Consider the following 20,164-nt stretch of genomic DNA (forward strand, 5'->3'; position numbering starts at 1 on the left):
TTTTTTCTGTTGTTTACTATCTTTTGCGTATTTCATCTATGAGGTGGTGAAAATGGATCGATGGAAGCTGTTCAAAGACTATTGGCGATTGGCAGTTGGTGGTGCTGTTTTGATGGTATTGCTGATCATCTGGTTTGTACCGTTCTCGCAAAAAAAAGAAACAAACTGGCATTCAATGGCAGATGCAGCAGGTCAATCGTCTGAAATGGGGAAAGGTGGAGCCCTTCAAGAAGATAGTCTTCACGATGAAGAGTATGAGATCGTTATAGATGTCAAAGGGGAAGTGCACCAACCGGGAATTTATCGCTTGAAATCAGGTGCGCGGATGTATGAATTGATCGAACAAGCAGGTGGTCTGACAGAAGAGGCGTTAGAAACAGCCATAAACTTAGCACAAGTGCTGCAAGATCAACAGATGGTGATCGTCCCTCATAAAGAGGATCAAGCGTTTATGGAGATGAATGCTTCAGGAGTAGGTGGCAGCCAAACAGCAGTGACACAAATCAATCTGAATCAAGCCAATGCGCAGCAACTGCAAGAACTGCCAGGTGTGGGTGCCAAAAAAGCAGAAGCAATCATCGCTTACCGAGAAGAATATGGCTTTTTTAAACAGATTGATGACCTAAAAAAGATCACAGGCATCGGAGAGAAGACCTTTGAGTCCTTGAAAGAGATGATTACAGTGGCGGACTGAACCAAATAAATGTAAGAAATACTAAGAAATGACGGTTGAAAATTCAAGAAATTCGATTAGAATAGAACTAATCAATGACAAAGGAGCAAACGAATGAGCAATACGAGAATCCCATGGGACCAGTATTTTATGGCACAAGCTGTATTACTGTCTTTACGCAGTACGTGTTCCCGACTTGAAGTCGGCGCTACATTAGTCAAAGATCGCCGAATCATCGCTGGAGGCTACAACGGGTCCGTCAGTGGCGATGTACACTGCATTGACGATGGCTGTTATGTTGTCGATGACCATTGTATTCGGACGATTCATGCAGAAATGAATGCCTTATTGCAATGTGCAAAATTAGGGGTATCAACAGACAATGCGGAAATCTATGTGACGCATTTTCCCTGTCTTCCCTGTACGAAAGCAATTTTGCAAGCAGGGGTCAAAAAGATCCATTATTTGAATGACTATCGCAACAATCAGTATGCAATGGAATTGATTCAACAAGTAGGTGCTTCCGTCCACCAAGTTGAACTCGATCCGGTGTATTTTGAAAAACTTTCATTTGGTGTGCTGAATGATGCACAACCAACAAAAGAGAACTGATTCATTTTTATTTCTTAGTATTATTTTTGCTTGTTCGGTGACTGCTTACTATCGGCAGTCCATCTTACTGGGACTCATTGCACTTTATTATTTCGGGATGCTTGTCTTAAAACGACAAGCATTTTTGTGCATGATTTGTTTTGTCGGACTGTTGCTGTTAAGTGTCCGCGTTTCTCTTTCTCGGACTGGGAACATACAAGAAGGTGAGTATCAAGGGGTAGTCAATGTGCTGCCAGACACGATCAAAATCAATGGCGATCTACTTACATTTGAAGCAAAATCCTCTGCAGGTAAAGTGATTGGCCGTTACACAATTTCTTCAGAGACTGAAAAACAGCAATGGCAGAATCGATCCGATTGGGGGAGAAAGCTGCTGGTGAAAGGATTTTTTTCTCTTCCTGAAAAACCACGAAACCGCCATGGATTTGACTATTCTGCTTATCTAGCTAGTCGATCAATTATTGGCACAGTCCATATCGAGCAAATGGTAGGGATGAAAGAAGCAGATGCAGGCTTTTCACTTGCAAAAGTTCGAGCAGATGTTATTTCTTCTGTTCAACGAATCTTTCCTGAACGCTCAGCTGCCTATATCAATGCGTTGCTCTTTGGTTTTAAAGACCATGGCTTTCAAGAAGTACGTCAAATGTATCGTGCGAGTGGCTTATTGCATTTTTTTACGATCTCAGGAATGCATGTTGTCTTATTTTTCAAATGGTTTCGCGGATGCTTCTGCCGATTGGGGTTTACGCAAAAAGAAATGCTGTTGCCAATGGGGGTCTTTTTCTTGGTCGTAATTGGGATTTGTGGCGGCGGCATTAGTGTCTGGCGTGCTGTCTTGGCATTGTCGGTTACTCAAGTGACCACTCTTTATCAACAACGGCTATCGGCAAGTGATCATTATGGGATCGTCTTAACGGCTCTTTTATTCGTTGATCCCAAAGTATTGCTTCAAACATCGGGGCAACTAAGTCTTTTGATGACCTTCTTGATAGTAATGCAGCGACCAATCGGATTGACGTGGTTTTGGCGCTGTCAGTTCCTCACGGTGCTGGCTGCGCCTGTCATTGCCTCGCTCTTTTATGAATTCCCATTATTTGGGGGCTTTTTGACGTTTGTCTTTTTACCATTTTTTCAAATGGTTTTGCTGCCAGCCTGTTTCTTAATGTTCGTTACTGGGACTCTTTTTCCAACCATCAGTGGGCTGATTGCACTTTTTGAAGGGCTTTTGCTGCTTATGGAAGTTGTCGTGGGCGCTGTAGGAGGCGTATCGATAACGGTGGGTGCCGTTCCTGCAGGATTGGCTGGCAGTTGTTGTTTGTTCAGCATGCTCTTTTACCAAAAGAAAAGGTGGCTGCTGGTGATCTGTTTTTCGCTTGTTGTACCAATCGTCTTTCAGCAGAATCGCGTTTTATCCACCATTAGTTATGTCGATGTTGGTCAAGGCGATAGTATCGTTTTGCAGGCAGAAAAAAATCGCGAAGTTTATGTGATCGATACTGGAGGTTCACTGTCTTTTCCGAAAGAAAACTGGCAAGAGCGCAAACGACAAGCTGCCGCGGAATCTACATTGATTCCTTTTCTGAAAGGGGAGGGAGTCAGTAAGATTACTGGTTTGTTTCTAACTCATGGGGACACGGACCATATGGGGGACGCACTAGCCTTGATGAAGGCGATCCCCGTTGAAACGTTATATCTCGTACCAGGAAGTGAACAAGATCACCGCATCGCCAAGCTTTTAAACGAACTGCCTAAGCAGACAAGCGTTGTTTGGACGACGGTTGGCCAAGTAGTGGGTGATTTCCTTCAGTTGCAAGTATTGGCACCAGAATCAGGTGCAGGGCAAAACGAAGATTCGCTGGTGATTAAAACCAAGGTAGGGGATAAAACATTTTTATTTACTGGCGATCTCGAACAAGCAGGGGAAAAAAAGTTGATTCATGATTATCCGAATCTTAAAGTTGATGTATTGAAACTAGGGCATCATGGCAGTCGAACCTCGACGGCACCTGAGTTTGTTGCGGCAATCGATCCCCAATTCGGGATCGTTTCAAGTGGACGGAACAATCGGTACGGGCATCCTCATGAAGAGGTGCTTGAAACGTTGGTAAATCAGACCGTTTTGCGAACCGATCAGCAAGGCATGATCCAATTTATTTGGTCTGAAAAACAACAATCATTTTTGATAAAAACGCTGCTAGACTATCCGATTGACTAATGGTAGGATAAGAATGAAAGCGGGGGGAACGATGGAATTACAAAAAGCGTTGCAAGCAATTCGAACCAAGGAGTTGCAATCGATTTATCTAGTCATCGGCAGTGAAATGTTTTTACAAGAGCAAGTTCGCACGGCCTTTTTGGAGCGTTTTTCCGTTGGGAAAGATGATCTGAATTTTGCTTCCTTTGACATGGAGAAAGATCCCCTTGATATGGTGATCCAAGAAGCTCAATCGTTGCCTTTTTTTGGCGATCAGCGATTACTTTTCGTTGAGCGGCCATTTTTCTTAACGGCTGAAAAAAAGAGCAATGCACCTGAGCATGACCTAGATGATTTTTTGAATTACATCAAAGACCCATTGGAATCATCGGTAATGGTGATTTTTGCAGATGTCGATAAATTAGATGAACGGAAAAAAATTACTAAGCAGCTGAAGAAAGCCGCAGTTGTGATTGATGTCGCACCTATGAAAGAAGCCGACGTGCGTCAGTATCTCCAACAGTCGTTGGCCAATGATGGCATCGAGATGAGCCGAGAGGCGTTTGATTTGTTTTTACGGTTAACGGATCTGCACCTATCAAAAGCGATGCAGGAGTTACAGAAACTACGATTGTATGCAGGAAACGGCAATAAAATCACGAAAGAGATCGTCTTGCAGTTGATCCCTAAGACGTTGGAACATAATGTCTTTGAATTAACCAGTGATGTCTTAAAGGGGAACGTATCGGATGCGTTGCGCTTGTATGACGATCTATTATTGCAAGGGGAAGAGACGATCAAGATCAATGCTATTTTGATCAGCCAAGTCCGTCTACTGTTACAGGCAGCGATTTTGATGAAAATTGGCTACCAGCAAGCCAATATCGCAGAAACGTTGGGGATTCATCCGTACCGAGTGAAGTTAGCGATGCAGCAAGCGCGAGGCTTTGGAGAAAAGCAATTAGCGGCACTCTATAACGAATTGATCGAAAATGATTACTTAGTAAAAAGTGGCCAGATGGACAAAGAGTATTTGTTCCAGCTATTTGTTTTAAAACATGGCAAACAGTAAGTCAAAAAGAAAGGCGCAGCAATCGATGATTGCTGCGCCTTTCTTAATTTGCTTATTTTGCAATTTTTTTACTTAAACGAGATTTGTCGCGACTAGCTTTGTTCTTGTGGATCAATCCTTTAGTCTCAGCCATATCGATTGCTTTAACAGCATCTTTATATAACGCATCTACGTTATCAGCACCAGCTTCAACAGCTTGATCAAATTTTTTGATTGCTGTACGCATTGTGCTTACTTGAGATGAATTCTTAGCATTAGCCGCTTCGCTTGTGCGAACACGTTTGATTGCAGATTCAATGTTTGGCATGTATTTCACCTCCGAAAAAAAAGTTCAATTACGTTTAGAAAACGTATAAATCAACACTAGTCATTATACCTAATGCCAAGAGTGATTGCAATAAAAGTTGTAAAGAAATTTTACTTAACACAAAAATTTGTTTTTTGGCCGTGCTATTTTTTGCTTTATGGTTTTGAAAAATGCTTCTTTACACATTTTTTACTGAATAGTTATAAAAAGTTTACACAGAAAGAGCTTTCTATGCTATGATTACTTCGGAATTTTTAAATGGGGGAATCTATGTGAATATCGCTTTGTTTCTAACGATTGTCTTGTCATTAGGGGTGATTTTCGTCAACGGGTGGACGGATGCGCCGAATGCTATTGCAACCGCTGTCTCCACGAGAGTCTTACGCCCGAATATCGCCATTGGCATGGCTGTCGTCATGAATTTCTTAGGTGTGCTAGTGATGACGTATTTTAATGCGCAAGTTGCAGAAACCATCAGTAATATTGTGACTTTTGACTCAGGCGGGAGTTTTCGGGTCTCACAGATCGCATTAGCCGCTGCCTTGTTTTCAATTGTTGTTTGGACGGTCGCAGCTTGGTATTTTGGGATCCCAACCAGTGAATCCCACGCGTTGATCGCAGGACTGACTGGTGCAGCCATGGCCCTTGGTGGGTTACATGCAGTCAATGGCGAGGAGTGGCTGAAAGTTTTGATCGGTCTTGTCGTTTCTACGTTGATGGGCTTCATTGGCGGCTTTCTGATCACGAAACTGATCGTATGGCTCTTTCGCGATACCCAACGGCGAAAAGCCAACAAAATTTTTACAGTTGGTCAAGCCATCGCGGCTGGTGCCAATGCCTTCTTGCATGGTGCCCAAGATGGACAAAAATTCATGGGTGTGTTCATGTTAGGCCTTTTTTACAACAATCTTGCTGAAAAGACCGGCAATGGCTTTGCCATCCCACTGTGGGTGATGGTTCTTTGTTCCTTGACCATGGGGATCGGTACATCGGTCGGTGGGATGAAGATCATTAAATCAGTGGGGATGGATATGGTAAAACTGGAAAAATACCAAGGCTTTTCTGCAGATGTTACTGCAGCAATCTGTTTGTTCTTGTCTTCCGTATTTGGTATCCCAGTTTCAACAACGCACACGAAAACGACCGCTATCATGGGCGTTGGAGCGTCTCGGCGTTTTTCTAGCGTTGATTGGCGCATTGTAAAAGAAATGATCTATGCTTGGATTTTAACCTTTCCTGGCTGTGGATTGATTGCGTTTCTAATGGTCAAATTTTTATTGCTAATTTTGTGAGGAGAGAAAGTAATGGCACGAAAAAAAGGATTCGATTATTTTGCAGCAATGGAGCAGTTGGCGACGAACGGCCATTTAGCTGCCAAACGTTTTTCGCTTTTGATCAACGATTATTCTGAACGAGCATTGACCGAAGCAGCAGCTGAGATTCATGCTTTGGAAAAAGAAGGGGATAAAGTGATCGCTGAGCTAACCAATGAGTTATATGATTCATTTATCACCCCTATCGATCGCGAGGACATCCTAGTCATTTCAGAGCGTCTAGATGATATTTTGGATGGCATTATGGGACTGACTTATTTATTTGAGAATTTGGTCATTACGAAGATCCGCCCTGAAACCAACTTATTTGCTGGAATGATCGTTCAAGCGACACAAGGCGTTGAAACGGCCTTAAAAGAATTTCCTAAGTTCAAAAATTCAAAAACATTGCGTCAAATGATTAATGATGTGAATACGATTGAATCAGAAGCAGACCGTTTGTATTCAAAAATGAAAAAAGCGTTATTCACAGACGAAACGGACGTTCTTGAAATCATTAAATGGAAAGATGTTTATGATCGTTTTGAATCAATTATCAACGACACCGAAAGTGCGGTGGATATTATTGACGGTATGGTAATCAAAAACACGTGAGGAACTAGAGACCTTTCAAACAAAAAAAGAGCAACTCTTGGGCAGGTAAGTGCCACAAGAGTTGCTCTTTTTGCTTATAATTGGATCAGCCAATAGCCGATCAAAATGATTCCTAAAACGATACGATACCATCCAAATACGGTAAAATCGTTACGCTTGATGTAGTTCATCAAGAAACGGATCGCGATGATCGAAACGATGAATGAGACGATGGTTCCTGTTAATAAGATGACGGTTCCTTGTAAATCAAAGGCATTGCCATCTTTCAAAAACTTGAAGATTTTCAAGGCACTGGCACCAAACATGGTTGGAATACCTAAGAAAAATGAAAATTCAGCAGCAACATAACGAGAAGCGCCGATCATGATAGCACCTAAGATAGTAGCACCAGAACGAGAAGTTCCTGGGATCAATGCCAATACCTGGAACATGCCGACAATCAAGGCCGCTTTGTAGGTGAATTTGTTCAAATCGGTACATTTCGGTGCTTTATTCTTGTTTCGTTTTTCAACTACGATAAAGCCGATCCCATAAACGATCAAGACGATCGAAACGGAGAAAAAGTTGTAGAAGTGCGCATCTAACCAATCATCTAACGGCAATCCGATAATAACCGATGGCAAGACCGCAACAATAACTTTAAACCATAACGTCCACGTATCTTTTTTCTCTATTTCATTTTTTTGTGGGGAAAAAGGGTTCAGTTTATGGAAATATAAGTAGACGACCGCTAGTATCGCGCCCAATTGAATGACAACATTGAACATCGTCATAAATTCGGGGGTAACATTCAAACCGATAAATTCGTCGGCAAGAATCAAGTGACCAGTGCTGCTAATTGGCAGCCATTCCGTGATCCCTTCAATGATCCCAAATAAAATCGCTTTTATAAAATTTGTAAAAAACATTGGTCCAGTCCTTTCTATGACAAAATACAACTCTTAGTATACCGTTTCCTGATTCGAATACCAATCTTTTTCCTAAAAAAAGAGGGCAGTTTTTAAAACAAAAACTGCTCCTTTCTTGAAGAAATTGATTAGCCGTCAGAGGTTTCTCTTAGGACAAAAGCTCTTGAGAGAGCGCTAAGCCTTTTTTGATGTATTCTGTGTTACCAACTTCGGCGATGGTAAAGCTGCCGTCTTCGTAGATCAGTCGAGTGACCGAACCATTTTCAATATCCATACGAACATTGTTCTCATCATTGATCAGATGCAAAAGAAAAGCGATCGTTAAGCCGTGAGACACAACTAACGCATTGCCGCCGCCTTTTTTCTCAACGCGATAGGCGATATCTTCAAACCCTGTTTTGACACGTTCGGTCAAAACATCAAAGGTTTCCGCCCAATTGGCTGTATCGGCGTGGTAGATCGCATTGGCGATCGCCTCAAACGTGACATGATTAGCAATCATCTCATCATAATCAGGAAAATCAAGAATCCGCGGCAGAACGCCCCACATTTCTGCATCATAGGCCCCTTCAAGTGAGCCAAAGCACCATTCACGAATCCGTTTGTCGATGTGATAAGGGATCTCCGGTCCTCTGACATGTTCACCCAGTATCAGACGCATGGTTTCAATCGCGCGACCGCTGTCACTGGATACTGCTTCTACAAAATCCACATCGCGTAACCCAAGGCCTAAATAGTGGATGCCTTGTTCACCGGTTCGAGTCAATGGTGTGTCACACCAGCCTTGCACCCGCTGCAATGTGTTAAACATTGTTTTTCCGTGACGCACGACATACAATTCCGTCTTTGCCATAACTAGTTATTCCTCCTTTTGATTCGTCATACGTTTATGCGTTAAAAAACGGATTGGTCCGTTTCTCAATTTCGATCGTTGTTGGTTCTCCGTGGCCAGGATAGACCGCCATTTGATTCGGTAAAACAAAGAGTTGCGTTTGGATGCTGGTCAGCAATTGTTCCAAATTTCCGGTTGGCAGGTCTGTCCGACCAATGCTACCTTTAAATAAGGCGTCTCCGGAAACGACAAAATTGTCAAAAATAAAACTGACGCTGCCAATGGAATGACCCGGGGTTGCAACAACCTTAAAGGACATGCCAGCTATCTCGTACTCTTTCAACTCTAGCTCGAATTCAGCTGGACGTGCGGTGATGGTTCCTAATTCAGGATGACGGCCAGAAAGGTTTTTCATAGGATCACTTAGCCATCCTTGCTCAAGCGGACTCACGTAAACGGGGATCTGATAATAATCCCGCAAATGGTCAACTGCGCCGATATGGTCATAATGAGTGTGGGTCAATAAAATCGCTGCTGGTTTTGCGCCTGTTTTTTCGATCTCAGCGATCAATCTCGCTGCTTCTGCTCCAGGATCAATAATCAACAAAACATCTTCTTTCCAAATTAGGTAACAATTTTCTTGAACGGGTCCTGTCACTAAACCAATGATTTTCATGCTAAAACCTCCTAGGATCACAAATACTTGTGTCTGACTATAAGTATAGCTTAAAGTATAAGAGGAAACAAAGAAAGGTTTTTAGGAGTGAAAAATTAATGATAAAAACGATAAACGCAGAAGACAATCGTCAGGCAGTCTGTCAATGGCTAAATCATTCAACGAAAAAAACAGAGGCAGTGAGTGCCTTTTCCGATCAAGAGCAGCTTTCATTTGCTTTTTTTGACAATCAGGATCAACTTGGTGGGGTGATTGGAAAACGGACAGGCAATACGATCCATATTCAATTGTTAGCAGTTGATCCAAGCCATCAGAATCAGGGGATCGGGAAACAATTGATAAAAGCACTTTTTGATCACGGTAAAAAAGCGGGGTGTCGTTCCGTGACGGTTACCACCCAAGACTACCAAGCGCCGCAATTCTACCAAGCAGTCGGCTTCGAACCGTTTGCTGTGCTTACGGATACACCTGTGCTTGGCACGGATAGGCTTTACTTCGTGAAGATGCTGTGATCAACCTTTGGCAGGCAGGTGATAAGGCTAACCAATAGTTTGATGAGAGAAAAGCTTAGAATTATTGTGGGAATTCGAAAATTTTTCTAAGAAACCGCATTAGCAAAAAACTGCTGTTATACTAATTAAAATAAGAAAGCGTTGATTCGTTTGAAACGGGTCTAGTTTTTGACAAAAGCATGAACATTCTTCGTGACCAACTTCGAGGAAAGTGTGTGATCTGTATCTTGCGTTAGTTTTGATTGGTATACCTCAACTTTTTGTAAGAAGGTGTTTTTTATGAAAAAATCCCTGCAATTTTTTTTCACTCTATGCTTCGCCGCGCTCGCTTTAGTGAGCTGTGGCCAAGAGGAGCTAACCATCAACGATTCGAAAGAAGTTTCTGAAACTGTTACTTCCGCCTCAAAAACGGTTGAAAATGGGGACCTTGATTTGATGCTGATCCAAGATGAGAGTGTCATCTTTCCGCAAAGCCAAGGGGTTTATGATTTTCATGAGAATGAGTTGACGATCGTTAAGCAGTATTTGCCGATGGCAGATTTAGAAGATAGTTCAGCCAGCTCTAGTGATGTTGCCTTGTATGAAGGACAAATCGAAAGTGATTTTCAGCGTCATTTTTCCCATTCAGAGGTACAGTTGTCCAACGACCCTTATCAAATTTATGAGATCACCTATCAAGATGCATCATACACGGTTGAAGGGAAGCATTTGACAATCAAAGCAGATGGACGGACCTTTGAGTTCACCTTAGATCTAGACAATCAACAAGCTTTTGACCAAAATGGTGTCAGTTATGATATTCAAGTCGATCAATAAATATCTTTCAAAAATAGCCCTGCTTTACTTGCTTAGGTGAGTAGAGTAGGCTTTTTTGTAAATCCTTCGCCAAACCCATTTTCTGGAAAAAAAAATGAAGTCAATTATCTGATGAGTAGGTGTTTTGTTGCAAGTGGTTTTTTCATGGTGATAAAACCTGTTTGGATAGGATACTCTCCGCAGAGGATGAAAAGCTGTTTCTGTTCGCTTTTCCAAAAGTAATCTATCCGCTATAATGGCAAACGAGAAGGTGAACACGTGTATAAAGGAAAAGTTGCGGTTAGAAAAATCGTAGAATTTATTTTGCGCCGAGGCGATATTGATAGCCGCAAAGTCAGTAATCATACCGCGCAAGAAGGCGCCCGTATCCATCGCCAACTACAAAAAGAGGCTGGGGATGCGTATCAAAAAGAAGTCTTTTTCAAACGAGAAAGCCAAATTGAGAAAGATTCGATCACTGTCGAAGGTCGTGCCGATGGTCTCTTTTTTGATGCAACTCTTAATTCTTGGGTGATCGATGAGATCAAAACTTCAGAACCAGCGTTCGAAGATATCCCTGAAGATCAAATCGATTTGTTTTTTGCCCAGGGAATGGTTTATGCTTATTTGTTTTTACTACAAGAAAATGAACAAGCAGCGCTTAGTGACAGTGAAAATCAAGAGAAACCAGAAGCGGAACCTACTGCTGAAGGTAATGATCCGAAGAGACCCATCGATCGAATCGCCGTACAATTGACTTATTATCAAACCACTGAAAAGCTGACCACCCGTACGAGAAGAACATTTCAGTTTTCAGAATTAGCTGTTTTTTATGAAGAATTACTTCAGGAATATTATAAATGGTTAGTTTTTCAAGAGAATTGGCGCCGTGTCCGCAATACGTCTTTGCAGCTGCTGTCTTTTCCCTTTGAAACCTTTCGCAAAGGGCAGCGAGAGTTAGCAGCAGCGGCGTATAAAACACTAAAAAATGGCAAGCGACTTTTTGCGGAAGCGCCAACTGGAACTGGAAAAACCATGTCAACGCTGTTTCCCGCATTAAAAGTGCTAGGGGAAGAAGGGGCTGATCGGGTCTTTTATCTGACGGCGAAGACGATCACCAGACAAGTGGCCGAAGATGCACTGAGCAAGTTAGCAGACAACGGTAGTGAAACCAAAAGTGTCACGATTACCGCCAAAGACAAAATCTGTTTTTTAGATGAACGAAACTGTACGCCAGAACACTGTGCGTATGCGCAAGGCTATTACAATCGAATCAACGAAGCATTATGGGATCTGTTGCATCACGAGAACCAAATAACCCGAGAAGTGATCGAGACCTACGGAAAGAAACATACGGTCTGTCCCTTCGAGCTTTCACTGGATGTCAGTGTCTTTTGCGATGTCATTATTGGTGATTATAATTATTTGTTTGATCCCACCGTTTATTTGCGAAGATTTTTTGAGGAGCCGGATGAAGAATATTTCTTTCTAGTGGATGAGGCCCATAACTTAGTCAACCGTTCCAAAGAAATGTATTCGGCAACCATTACCCGGCAGCCATTTAAGGAATTAAAGAAGAAACTATCCAATGACCAGCAAAAATTAAAACGCGCCCTAAACAAAGTTGACAAAGAATTTGCGGCTATTGCTCAAATAGCAAAAGAGGAAGAGTGGGAATATCACCATCAAGCAGCTCCCCATGAAACGATGGTCAATCAGCTCTACAAAGTAGCTGAATTGATGAAGGAATGGTTGCCGGCAAATCCTGAGCATGAATTGCAAGAAGAAGTGCTGCAAGTGTATTTTGAAGCTAACCATTATTTGAAGATCAGTGAATTTTATGATGATCACTACGAAACGACGGTGGAGATCGACCGCTATGATATCAAACTACGGCAATTTTGCATCGAACCAGCGCCGTTTTTGGAATCTGTGTTAGATAAGGGCAAGGCCAGCCTGTTGTTTTCTGCGAGCTTTACTCCTTTGTCCTATTATCAAGAGGTGTTAGGAGGCGGCAATGAAGCTTTGCGCTATCGCCTGCCAAGTCCTTTTGATCCGAAAAATCAGGGGATTTTTATTGCAGACTATATCCAAACAACGTATCGCCAACGTGAAGCCAGCATTCCTGCAATCGTTGATGCAATCCAGCAAATGACCGCAGCGAAAGCGGGAAACTATATGGTCTTTTTCCCTTCTTATCGTTACTTGGATGATGTGGCGGCAGCATTTTCCCAACAGGCGCCAGAGGTGGAGGTCTTGATTCAGGGGACAGCCATGAACGAAGTAGAGCGCGAGGCGTTTCTTGCACAGTTTCAATCTCTTGAGCGGCAACGATCATCCTTGCTAGAAACAAGTCAAGACGGACAAGAGAGCCAGCCAAAAACATTAGTGGCATTTTGTGTCCTTGGTGGAATTTTTTCTGAAGGGATCGACTTGAAAGGCGATCGCTTGATCGGTGCGGCAGTGGTAGGAGTCGGACTGCCGCAAATCAATCACGAGCAAGAATTGATTCGGGAATATTACGATGAGAAAAAGGCAGCTGGCTTTGCGTATGCCTATCAGCTGCCCGGGATGAATAAAGTCCTGCAAGCAGCCGGTCGAGTGATCCGGGATGTCAGCGATCGCGGCGTGGTGTTATTGCTGGATCAACGTTTTCGGACACCGCGTTACCAAGAACTTTTCCCACTGCACTGGCAGCATGCCTTAAACATTCGTCGGCCGCAAGAGTTATCAAAGGCATTGACTCATTTTTGGCAAGAAAAAAACTAGAAGCAGAGCTTTCAGGAGAGGTTGTGCAAAATCAGCGGGTAAGGCCGATTTTGCCTAACCATCACGTTAGACTCTGTTCTAGTTTTTTTGATTAGCGATAATTTGTAAACTGTAAATCGATCGTCAGGGGCAGTTTACGCAACAATTGGATCACTTCTTGCAGATCGTCACGACTTTTGCCGGTTACCCGAATTTGATTGTCTTGAATTTGATTTTTAACTTTTAGCTTGGCGTTTTTGATCGCTGTCGTTATTTTTTTGGCGTTTTCTTTATCGATCCCATTGATCAATTCTGCCGTTTGACGAGCTTTTGCCCCCAAGGCATGCTCCGTTTCGCCAAATTGAATATTTTTCGTTGGTACATTCCGTTTGATCATCTTCGCAAAGAGCACATCTTTGATTTGCTCCAACTTAAATTCGTCATCTCCAACGATCGTCAGTTTGCCCTCAGTCATCTTGATTTCTACCGTGGAGCCTTTAAAATCAAATCGGTTTTTCAATTCTTTTTCCGCCTGTTGAATGGCGTTTTTCACTTCTTCTGTGTTGATCTCAGATACGACATCAAAACTTGCTTCTTTTGCCAAAATCAATCACTCCTCTCATCTCTTACCTATGATTTTAACATGGAGGCGAACGATGCGGGAATCAAAAGTAAATTTTTGCAAATAATTGTTTCATTTTTTCACACAAACTGCTATTCTTTGGAAGGAGATTTTTAGTGAAGGAGCTAGATCATTGTGAGTAAGTTATTAACGAAGCACGAACAATCAGAACGATTGAAAAAAATAGGGGTTATTTTGCTGTCAGGTATCACCGCAGCCATTGCTTTAAATTTCTTTTTGATTCCCGCAAACGTTCTTTCTGCTGGGATGAACGGGGTCGCCCAATTGATCGTGGCACTTGCCTTGGAACATTTTGGCGTTCACCTTAGTACAGGGCTGTTTATTTTCCTCTTAAACTTGCCTATCTTTGTTCTTGGGTTCATCAAACTCGGGAAATCATCGACACTATTGAGCTTTATCAATGTCGTTGTCGTTTCTGTCTTAACGATAATCCTTCCACAAGGAGCAATCACTGACAATATTTTGGTTAACGCTTTGCTCGGTGGCGTACTGTTAGGCGTCGGCGTTGCGTTTTCACTGAAAATGGGTTTTACCACCGGCGGAATGGATATCCTTTCGTTGATATTATCAAAAACGACTGGAAAAACGGTCGGTAAATATATGTTTATTTTAAACGGCATCATTGTCATGGTCTCAGGTTTCGTCTTTTCTTGGGAAAGTGCCTTGTACACGATCATTTCGATTTTCGCAATGAGCTACGTGGTGGACATGCTGCACACAAGTCATCAAAAGGTAACGGCGATGATTATTACGACCAATGCGGAAGCTGTTGGGAAAAATATTTCTAAGCATGTGTTTCGCGGCATGACTTTGTTCCCCTCAGTCGGAGGCTATTCAGGCGTACCGGGCAATATGATCATGATGGTCGTGACCCGCTACGAGATCTACGATTTAGAACAAGCCGTTTTAGAAGCAGACGGCAATGCGTTTATTAACTTTGTGCCGACCCAATCGATCACAGGTCGTTTTGCGACAGATGATGAACAACGGACCTTTAAAACGACGGGGGTCTTCCCAGAACTGAAAATACACAAGAAAAGCCGTCCATAATCAAGGATCGTCCATTTACAAATCTTGCAAAAGAAGGTATTATTTGAAACAAGAATTAAAGGAGGTCTTCAACCGTGGCATATACTGAAGTAGAAGCAGAAGCAATCAAAGAGCGTGTCTTGGCTGCCTTAGAAACCGTGATTGACCCTGAGTTGGGGATTGATATAGTGAATCTAGGCTTAGTTTATGAAGTCGAATTTGATGCAGAAACAGGCAATACCGTAATCAAAATGACCTTAACAACAATGGGCTGTCCCTTAGCCGACGTATTGACTGAATCGATACACGAAGCATTAAGCGATATTCCAGAAGTCAAAAATCCAGAAGTAAAACTAGTTTGGTATCCCGCTTGGACGACTGATAAAATGAGTCGTTATGCACGGATTGCTTTGGGGATTCGTTAAGGATTTTCAATCATACAATTGTGTTTCATATTTGTTAACTAGTTGGAACAAGCTGTTTTCTTAGGTGGTGGACAGTTGGCAAAATGAGAAAATAAACACAGAACTCTTTTATTAACTTTGAAAATAGTTGGTAGAAGAGTTTTTTTTAGAATACTTTATTAAATAAACAGTTACTTGGTGAAAAAGTTAAGCTTTTTTACTAAAAGCATTAAGGAATACAAGATATTTTAGAACCTGAAAGCTCAGCTTATTTTCCATTCATGTGACAACTGAAAGTGAGTTAGTATTTAACTTTACCGAAATAGTAATACTTTCAATAAACCTTCAATCATTTTGACAAAAAGAGAGCATAGATTAAATTCTTATTCATCCACATTGATAACCTTATGGTGCATCCGAGAAAACATGTCTAAATAAAAGTAACTGAATTTAGTCAGAGACTTTGGGATACGATGGTTTTTCCTAAAGGAGTCAATGTAGAAAGAAAAAGGATGATTCTAGAAATGCTTTTTCAAAGGTCACGTGATATCATCCTTTCAAATGACTCTTGGCTAACAAATATACAAATGTATTGTATGCAACAATCCATACATGAAAACGATAGCCCAGTTACAGTTTCGGTCAATCATTTAGCAAGCAACATATTTTATTAGAGTTTCGAGATTAATTAATTTAATTAATGTATAATTATAGTTAAGTTGTAAAAATGATTTGCTTGATTCCCTTGATCATAAAAAACAAAAAGGAGTGTGTTTTGTGGATTTTCTGTTTACTTTATTTGCTTTTATTTTCGTCGCAGTTATCTTATATCATATTGTCGAATTCTTAAAGGATCAATCTACGCCAGAAGTGTCAATACTTGCCACGCTAGTTGACAAACGAATGACAAGTAGCACGAATATTGCTGCAAACGGCTTTACGAATCAATCCATTACCTATTATCTTTTATTTGAAATCGCAAGTGGCGAAAGATTAGAATTTAAAGTAGGGTATGGAAAATACAAATTATACGTCATCGGAGATACTGGGGTATTGAGGTATCAAAGAAAAAGGTTTAATTCACTTGATAGGTAAAAATTTGTATGTATATAGTATGTGTTTATTCGTTTTCAATTTCAAAAAAAGTTGAACAGTCAATTAAAAAACTCCTATTCAAGTGTTTTATCATTTGAAATGATTTGAATTGTACGCTTTCAATGGAAAACGCAAGTATCATCGAGTAACACTTGAGAATTTCTCCTTACTGAGGTCGCATAATTGAAACCAAGACCGAGGAAAGTTTCCTACGAGGAACGGCTCAATTTAGTTCACTCATCCGTTCGAATGGAAGAAGTGATGAGCTACCTATAGTTTTAAATACTCATAAATAGAATAGTTTGCTTCACCAAAACCTCTTGGCTCATTGCTAAGAGGTTTTTTTGTTTTTACGTGGCTTCAAAATAATTCCAAGAAGGAAAAATCGTTCATGGTTTTTCACAAACATTTTCTCATTCAAGTAACAAATATAGAACTTGAAATGCAAAAAGTGTTACTTGTGAGGTACATCCGACGCACCTTACAATGAACATGTAAAATAAGAAAGAATGAATGGAGTTGAACGTTTGTGAAAAAAATGAAGGCTGCGTTGATGTATGGACCAGGAGATATTCGCTATGAACAAGTAGAGCGACCCTGCTGTCCAGAGGGAGGTTTTCTATTGAAGGTTAAGGCAGTTGGTCTGTGCGGCTCTGATATTCGCAATTTGCTGACCGATTCAAAAGCGGGGCGCTACCCTCATATTTATGGACACGAAATCGTTGGTGAGATCGTCGAAATTGATGAAAATGTGACGAAGTATCAAAGAGGGCAGATGGTTTATGTATACCCTATGGCTCATTGCCTACGTTGCGAAAATTGTCGTAATGGGAAGCACGAATGTTGTACGGAAGCTGAAAGTTACACCGATCTTCAAGGCGGTTTTGCAGAGTATATAGCATATAGTGCAACAAGAGTAGAACGAGGAGCGATTTTTGAAGTGCCAGAAGGACGAGAGCCTATCGCGGCAACATTAGCTGAACCCTTATCCTCCACTTATGCATGCATGGAGAATATTCAGGTTTCGTTAGGCGATTCGGTCGTCATTATTGGTGCAGGTCCAATTGGGGTCTTTTTAGCGATTCTAGCAAGGATTCGCGGAGCAAGCAAGGTAATCGTGATTGATAAAAATGCTGACAGACTAGCTCTTATGGAAGCGTTTAATGTAGATCATAGGATCGATTCTTCCAAAGAAGATCCTGTAGAAAAGGTGAAAGAGTATACGAATGGACATGGCGCACATAAAGTGATTTCAGCTAATCCATCAATAGAAGCACAGCAACAAAGTATTTTTATGGCTAAAAAATGTGGAATTGTCGTCTTTTTTGGTGGTGTAGCAAAGAATCAATTAACGCCTATAGATACGAATGCAGTTCATTATAACAATCTCTGGATTTATGGTCATTATGGTGCAAATAGTATTCAAGTCGAAAAATCTTTCCATTTATCCTTATCTGATCAGTTTCCTGCTGAAAAAATTATTTCTCATGTTTTGCCTTTAGCTGACATCAATCAGGCCATCGAATTGACGAGAGAAGGGAAGGCGTTAAAAGTCGTTTTACTACCAGAAGAAGAGTATAAAATTCATTCTTTATTGAAATCTCAAAAATAGAGTAAGGAAAGGAGGAGAAAGAAAATGAATAAAAAAATTGAGATCTATATTGCTTGTGGTAGTGGGATCGCCACGTCCACGGTTGTTCAAGAGAAAGTCAAACAAATCTTAGCTCAGAGCAACATTCAGGCTTCCATCACCAAAGGGAATATTAATCAAATTCCCTCAAAAGCAGAAACAGTGGATTTAATCTTGGTGACTACTCGATATGTCAAGCCAGTAAAAGTACCGATTCTTCCTGTTTTCAGTTTGATATCGGGAATCAACGAAGAGCAGACCGCGCAGAAAATCGTTGAAGAGTGCCATCGAATTATTAAAGGGGGATAAAAATGGAAGCTGTATTATCAGTTATTCAAAACATCATGGATATGGGGGCATCGGTTATGCTACCCGTTGTCATTTTTATTTTAAGCTGTGTCTTTAGGATGAAAATTGGCAAAGCACTTAAAACTGGGCTTTTAGTCGGCATCGGCTTTCAAGGGTTGGGGCTTGTTGTAGGACTCCTGGGTACTTCCTTGCAACCAGCCATCGATTATTATCAGGAAATGGGATCAGGATATACCACGATGGATGTTGGCTGGGCTGCTGTGGGAGCGGCGTCGTGGTCAGTACCTTTTGCAGCGATTGCTATTTTGATGATCGTAGGATTAAATGTATTGTTTATTCTTTTGAAATGGACAACGGTTATGAATGTCGACATTTGGAACTATATTCATTTTTTGATTCCTGGAGCATTAGCGTATGCCTTGTTTGATAGTTTTTGGCTAGGTTTGACTGTTACGGTTGGCTTATCAATTGTCACTTTATTCGTGGCTCAGTGGTTTGCTCCTAGATGGGAGGCGTATTACGGACTGGAAGGCACGACTTGTACGACATTTTCATTTATTACTTTCGCTTATCCTTTTGGACTATTAGTAAATAAACTGATTGATCTGATTCCTGGTCTTAACAAAATCGATATCAGTTTGGAAAAAGTCGAAAGTAAAATTGGTTTTTTTGGAGATCCAGCAGTTATCGGTTTGTTGGTTGGAACTTTTCTAGGCGTATTGACACGCCAAGAATTTACGGTAGCGATTTCTATGGGGGTTGGAGTTTCAGCGGTGCTAGTACTGATACCCAAAATGGTCTCTGTTATGATGGAAGGCTTGACTGCGATCGGGGAAGCTGCCAAAGAATTTATGAAGAAACATATTGGCGAAGGGAAAAAATTATATATCGGCATGGACATTGCTCTTGGTCTTGGAGATCCGACAGCGATCACAACGACAGTGATTCTGATTCCGATAGCAATATTCTTAGCATTTATTATCCCTGGTATGCATTATTTTCCAGTTGGTGTTTTAACAGTAATCGTATATATGATTCCACTACTAGCATTAGCATCAAATGGCAATCTTTTTCGAACGCTTGTCACTGGCTTTTTCTTCTTAGTTATCGTTCTAATTGGAACAAACACCTTTGCACCTGAAGCAACCGAAATGATGAATGCGACCGGTGTACCTGTGGAAGGGGTTGTGACAGATAGTTTCTGGGGCTACAATTTAGCAAATATTATAATCAGCTTATTTCATCGAATCGTTGGGTAATTGACCAAATGAATAAACGAACTGTTGACAAAATAAATGGCTTAGTGGGAGAGAAATAGTGTATGAAATTTAAAGCAATCGAATTGAATGAGCGCTCCAATATAGAAGTGATTAAACAATGCGGACTTGAACTGCTAAACGAAGGGCTCGTCGGGAATAGTTTTATCGAGTCTTGTATCGAACGCGAACATCATTTTCCTACTGGTCTGCCAGTTGACCCGCCAGTTGCGATTCCGCATACCTTTGATCTCTCTGTGAAAGAATCTTCTGTCTGTTACGCAAGACTAAAAAAGCCTGTGACTTTTAAACAGATGGATACGCAAGTAGATGACTTAGCAGTCGAACATGTATTTTGCATGGCACTAAAAGATGAGCATACCTATATTGAATTTCTTAAAAAATTGATTTTAAGCATCCAATCTCGAAATTTTATTGTTCAATTAAGCAAGTGTGAACCTGAAAAACTTGTTGATTTTCTAAGAGAGAATTTGTCTATTCATTAAGGAGGAGTGCTGTGAGGAAAATTACTGCTGAAATC

General features: G+C 41.2%; 21 protein-coding genes. 16 read left to right on the forward strand and 5 right to left on the reverse strand.

The genetic code is table 11. From position 1 onward, the window contains the following. The first annotated feature begins 52 nt into the window (after positions 1-52). From IGJ17_RS07500 to holA, 4 genes are all read left to right on the forward strand, one after another. Positions 53-694, forward strand: coding sequence for a helix-hairpin-helix domain-containing protein (locus IGJ17_RS07500; protein WP_016613381.1), 642 nt, complete (start codon positions 53-55; stop codon positions 692-694). A gap of 93 nt (positions 695-787) precedes the next feature. After that, on the forward strand, positions 788-1,285 hold the full coding sequence (locus tag IGJ17_RS07505) for a ComE operon protein 2 (RefSeq protein WP_086299489.1): 498 nt from the start codon (positions 788-790) through the stop codon (positions 1,283-1,285). Continuing rightward, on the forward strand, positions 1,257-3,500 hold the full coding sequence (locus IGJ17_RS07510) for a DNA internalization-related competence protein ComEC/Rec2 (RefSeq protein WP_429961203.1): 2,244 nt from the start codon (positions 1,257-1,259) through the stop codon (positions 3,498-3,500). The genes IGJ17_RS07505 and IGJ17_RS07510 overlap by 29 nt, the downstream gene beginning before the upstream one ends. 31 nt (positions 3,501-3,531) lie before the next feature. Further along, the gene (gene holA, locus IGJ17_RS07515; RefSeq protein ID WP_429961204.1) at positions 3,532-4,551 is read left to right on the forward strand and encodes a DNA polymerase III subunit delta; all 1,020 of its coding nucleotides are present in this window, start codon (positions 3,532-3,534) and stop codon (positions 4,549-4,551) included. Positions 4,552-4,603: 52 nt separating this feature from the next. Here the strand turns inward: holA and rpsT are convergent, their stop codons facing one another. After that, on the reverse strand, positions 4,604-4,858 hold the full coding sequence (gene rpsT, locus IGJ17_RS07520) for a 30S ribosomal protein S20 (protein ID WP_005230162.1): 255 nt from the start codon (positions 4,856-4,858) through the stop codon (positions 4,604-4,606). A gap of 236 nt (positions 4,859-5,094) precedes the next feature. On the opposite strand from rpsT, the gene IGJ17_RS07525 reads away from it, so the two are divergent. Both IGJ17_RS07525 and IGJ17_RS07530 read left to right on the forward strand, forming a co-directional pair. Further along, positions 5,095-6,150 carry an inorganic phosphate transporter gene (locus IGJ17_RS07525; protein WP_081118972.1) on the forward strand — a complete coding sequence of 352 codons (1,056 nt, stop codon included), beginning with the start codon at positions 5,095-5,097 and terminating at the stop codon, positions 6,148-6,150. 12 nt (positions 6,151-6,162) lie between these two features. Then, the gene (locus IGJ17_RS07530) at positions 6,163-6,786 is read left to right on the forward strand and encodes a DUF47 domain-containing protein (RefSeq protein ID WP_008381351.1); all 624 of its coding nucleotides are present in this window, start codon (positions 6,163-6,165) and stop codon (positions 6,784-6,786) included. Between the two features lie 74 nt (positions 6,787-6,860). On the opposite strand, the gene IGJ17_RS07535 is transcribed toward IGJ17_RS07530, so the two are convergent. The 3 genes from IGJ17_RS07535 to IGJ17_RS07545 form a co-directional block, all read right to left on the reverse strand. After that, positions 6,861-7,694: an undecaprenyl-diphosphate phosphatase gene (locus IGJ17_RS07535; protein ID WP_016620835.1), complete on the reverse strand. Its 834-nt coding sequence runs from the start codon at positions 7,692-7,694 to the stop codon at positions 6,861-6,863. A 148-nt stretch (positions 7,695-7,842) separates the two neighbouring features. Then, on the reverse strand, positions 7,843-8,547 hold the full coding sequence (locus tag IGJ17_RS07540; protein WP_005236258.1) for a histidine phosphatase family protein: 705 nt from the start codon (positions 8,545-8,547) through the stop codon (positions 7,843-7,845). Positions 8,548-8,581: 34 nt separating this feature from the next. Further along, the gene (locus IGJ17_RS07545) at positions 8,582-9,202 is read right to left on the reverse strand and encodes an MBL fold metallo-hydrolase (RefSeq protein ID WP_005236256.1); all 621 of its coding nucleotides are present in this window, start codon (positions 9,200-9,202) and stop codon (positions 8,582-8,584) included. Between the two features lie 98 nt (positions 9,203-9,300). Here IGJ17_RS07545 and IGJ17_RS07550 point away from each other — a divergent pair, with 98 nt between their 5' ends. The 3 genes from IGJ17_RS07550 to IGJ17_RS07560 all read left to right on the forward strand — a co-directional run bounded on the left by IGJ17_RS07550 (position 9,301) and on the right by IGJ17_RS07560 (position 13,278). Continuing rightward, positions 9,301-9,714, forward strand: a complete 414-nt coding sequence (locus tag IGJ17_RS07550; protein WP_008381348.1) for a GNAT family N-acetyltransferase — start codon at positions 9,301-9,303, stop codon at positions 9,712-9,714. Between the two features lie 279 nt (positions 9,715-9,993). Beyond that, a complete protein-coding gene (locus IGJ17_RS07555; RefSeq protein ID WP_016613385.1) occupies positions 9,994-10,530 on the forward strand; it encodes a hypothetical protein in 537 nt (178 codons plus the stop codon). A gap of 258 nt (positions 10,531-10,788) precedes the next feature. Next, a complete protein-coding gene (locus tag IGJ17_RS07560) occupies positions 10,789-13,278 on the forward strand; it encodes an ATP-dependent DNA helicase (RefSeq protein WP_429961205.1) in 2,490 nt (829 codons plus the stop codon). Between the two features lie 91 nt (positions 13,279-13,369). Here the strand turns inward: IGJ17_RS07560 and IGJ17_RS07565 are convergent, their stop codons facing one another. Next, positions 13,370-13,861 carry a YajQ family cyclic di-GMP-binding protein gene (locus IGJ17_RS07565; RefSeq protein WP_429961206.1) on the reverse strand — a complete coding sequence of 164 codons (492 nt, stop codon included), beginning with the start codon at positions 13,859-13,861 and terminating at the stop codon, positions 13,370-13,372. Between the two features lie 153 nt (positions 13,862-14,014). On the opposite strand from IGJ17_RS07565, the gene IGJ17_RS07570 reads away from it, so the two are divergent. The 7 genes from IGJ17_RS07570 to IGJ17_RS07600 all read left to right on the forward strand — a co-directional run bounded on the left by IGJ17_RS07570 (position 14,015) and on the right by IGJ17_RS07600 (position 20,129). Continuing rightward, on the forward strand, positions 14,015-14,950 hold the full coding sequence (locus IGJ17_RS07570) for a YitT family protein (protein WP_005236241.1): 936 nt from the start codon (positions 14,015-14,017) through the stop codon (positions 14,948-14,950). Positions 14,951-15,024: 74 nt separating this feature from the next. After that, entirely contained in the window at positions 15,025-15,354 is a 330-nt protein-coding gene (locus IGJ17_RS07575) for a metal-sulfur cluster assembly factor (RefSeq protein WP_005231940.1), read from the forward strand. Between the two features lie 756 nt (positions 15,355-16,110). Beyond that, complete coding sequence (locus tag IGJ17_RS07580; protein WP_005236239.1) at positions 16,111-16,428, forward strand: DUF2500 domain-containing protein; 318 nt, start codon at positions 16,111-16,113, stop codon at positions 16,426-16,428. Positions 16,429-16,966: 538 nt separating this feature from the next. Continuing rightward, positions 16,967-18,040: an alcohol dehydrogenase catalytic domain-containing protein gene (locus tag IGJ17_RS07585; protein WP_034878878.1), complete on the forward strand. Its 1,074-nt coding sequence runs from the start codon at positions 16,967-16,969 to the stop codon at positions 18,038-18,040. 24 nt (positions 18,041-18,064) lie between these two features. Further along, positions 18,065-18,367 (forward strand): PTS sugar transporter subunit IIB, encoded by a 303-nt coding sequence (locus IGJ17_RS07590; RefSeq protein WP_005236235.1) that lies wholly within the window; start codon positions 18,065-18,067, stop codon positions 18,365-18,367. Positions 18,368-18,369: 2 nt separating this feature from the next. Next, positions 18,370-19,626 carry a PTS transporter subunit IIC gene (locus IGJ17_RS07595; RefSeq protein WP_005236230.1) on the forward strand — a complete coding sequence of 419 codons (1,257 nt, stop codon included), beginning with the start codon at positions 18,370-18,372 and terminating at the stop codon, positions 19,624-19,626. Between the two features lie 62 nt (positions 19,627-19,688). Next, a complete protein-coding gene (locus IGJ17_RS07600; protein WP_005236228.1) occupies positions 19,689-20,129 on the forward strand; it encodes a PTS sugar transporter subunit IIA in 441 nt (146 codons plus the stop codon). Positions 20,130-20,164: the final 35 nt, after the last annotated feature.

Source organism: Enterococcus sp. DIV1096b, from assembly GCF_050498765.1.
GTDB lineage: Bacteria > Bacillota > Bacilli > Lactobacillales > Enterococcaceae > Enterococcus_D > Enterococcus_D entomosocium.

What these genes read in the sequence shown, in the direction of transcription:
- IGJ17_RS07510 (WP_429961203.1), top strand. Translation starts at nt 1,257, where the DNA reads ATGATGCACAACCAACAAAAGAGAACTGATTCATTTTTATTTCTTAGT.
- rpsT (WP_005230162.1), bottom strand. Translation starts at nt 4,858, where the DNA reads ATGCCAAACATTGAATCTGCAATCAAACGTGTTCGCACAAGCGAAGCG.
- IGJ17_RS07550 (WP_008381348.1), top strand. Translation starts at nt 9,301, where the DNA reads ATGATAAAAACGATAAACGCAGAAGACAATCGTCAGGCAGTCTGTCAA.
- IGJ17_RS07595 (WP_005236230.1), top strand. Translation starts at nt 18,370, where the DNA reads ATGGAAGCTGTATTATCAGTTATTCAAAACATCATGGATATGGGGGCA.
- IGJ17_RS07555 (WP_016613385.1), top strand. Translation starts at nt 9,994, where the DNA reads ATGAAAAAATCCCTGCAATTTTTTTTCACTCTATGCTTCGCCGCGCTC.
- IGJ17_RS07600 (WP_005236228.1), top strand. Translation starts at nt 19,689, where the DNA reads ATGAAATTTAAAGCAATCGAATTGAATGAGCGCTCCAATATAGAAGTG.
- IGJ17_RS07545 (WP_005236256.1), bottom strand. Translation starts at nt 9,202, where the DNA reads ATGAAAATCATTGGTTTAGTGACAGGACCCGTTCAAGAAAATTGTTAC.
- IGJ17_RS07525 (WP_081118972.1), top strand. Translation starts at nt 5,095, where the DNA reads ATGATTACTTCGGAATTTTTAAATGGGGGAATCTATGTGAATATCGCT.
- IGJ17_RS07540 (WP_005236258.1), bottom strand. Translation starts at nt 8,547, where the DNA reads ATGGCAAAGACGGAATTGTATGTCGTGCGTCACGGAAAAACAATGTTT.
- IGJ17_RS07505 (WP_086299489.1), top strand. Translation starts at nt 788, where the DNA reads ATGAGCAATACGAGAATCCCATGGGACCAGTATTTTATGGCACAAGCT.
- IGJ17_RS07535 (WP_016620835.1), bottom strand. Translation starts at nt 7,694, where the DNA reads ATGTTTTTTACAAATTTTATAAAAGCGATTTTATTTGGGATCATTGAA.
- IGJ17_RS07530 (WP_008381351.1), top strand. Translation starts at nt 6,163, where the DNA reads ATGGCACGAAAAAAAGGATTCGATTATTTTGCAGCAATGGAGCAGTTG.
- IGJ17_RS07590 (WP_005236235.1), top strand. Translation starts at nt 18,065, where the DNA reads ATGAATAAAAAAATTGAGATCTATATTGCTTGTGGTAGTGGGATCGCC.
- IGJ17_RS07500 (WP_016613381.1), top strand. Translation starts at nt 53, where the DNA reads ATGGATCGATGGAAGCTGTTCAAAGACTATTGGCGATTGGCAGTTGGT.
- holA (WP_429961204.1), top strand. Translation starts at nt 3,532, where the DNA reads ATGGAATTACAAAAAGCGTTGCAAGCAATTCGAACCAAGGAGTTGCAA.
- IGJ17_RS07585 (WP_034878878.1), top strand. Translation starts at nt 16,967, where the DNA reads ATGAAGGCTGCGTTGATGTATGGACCAGGAGATATTCGCTATGAACAA.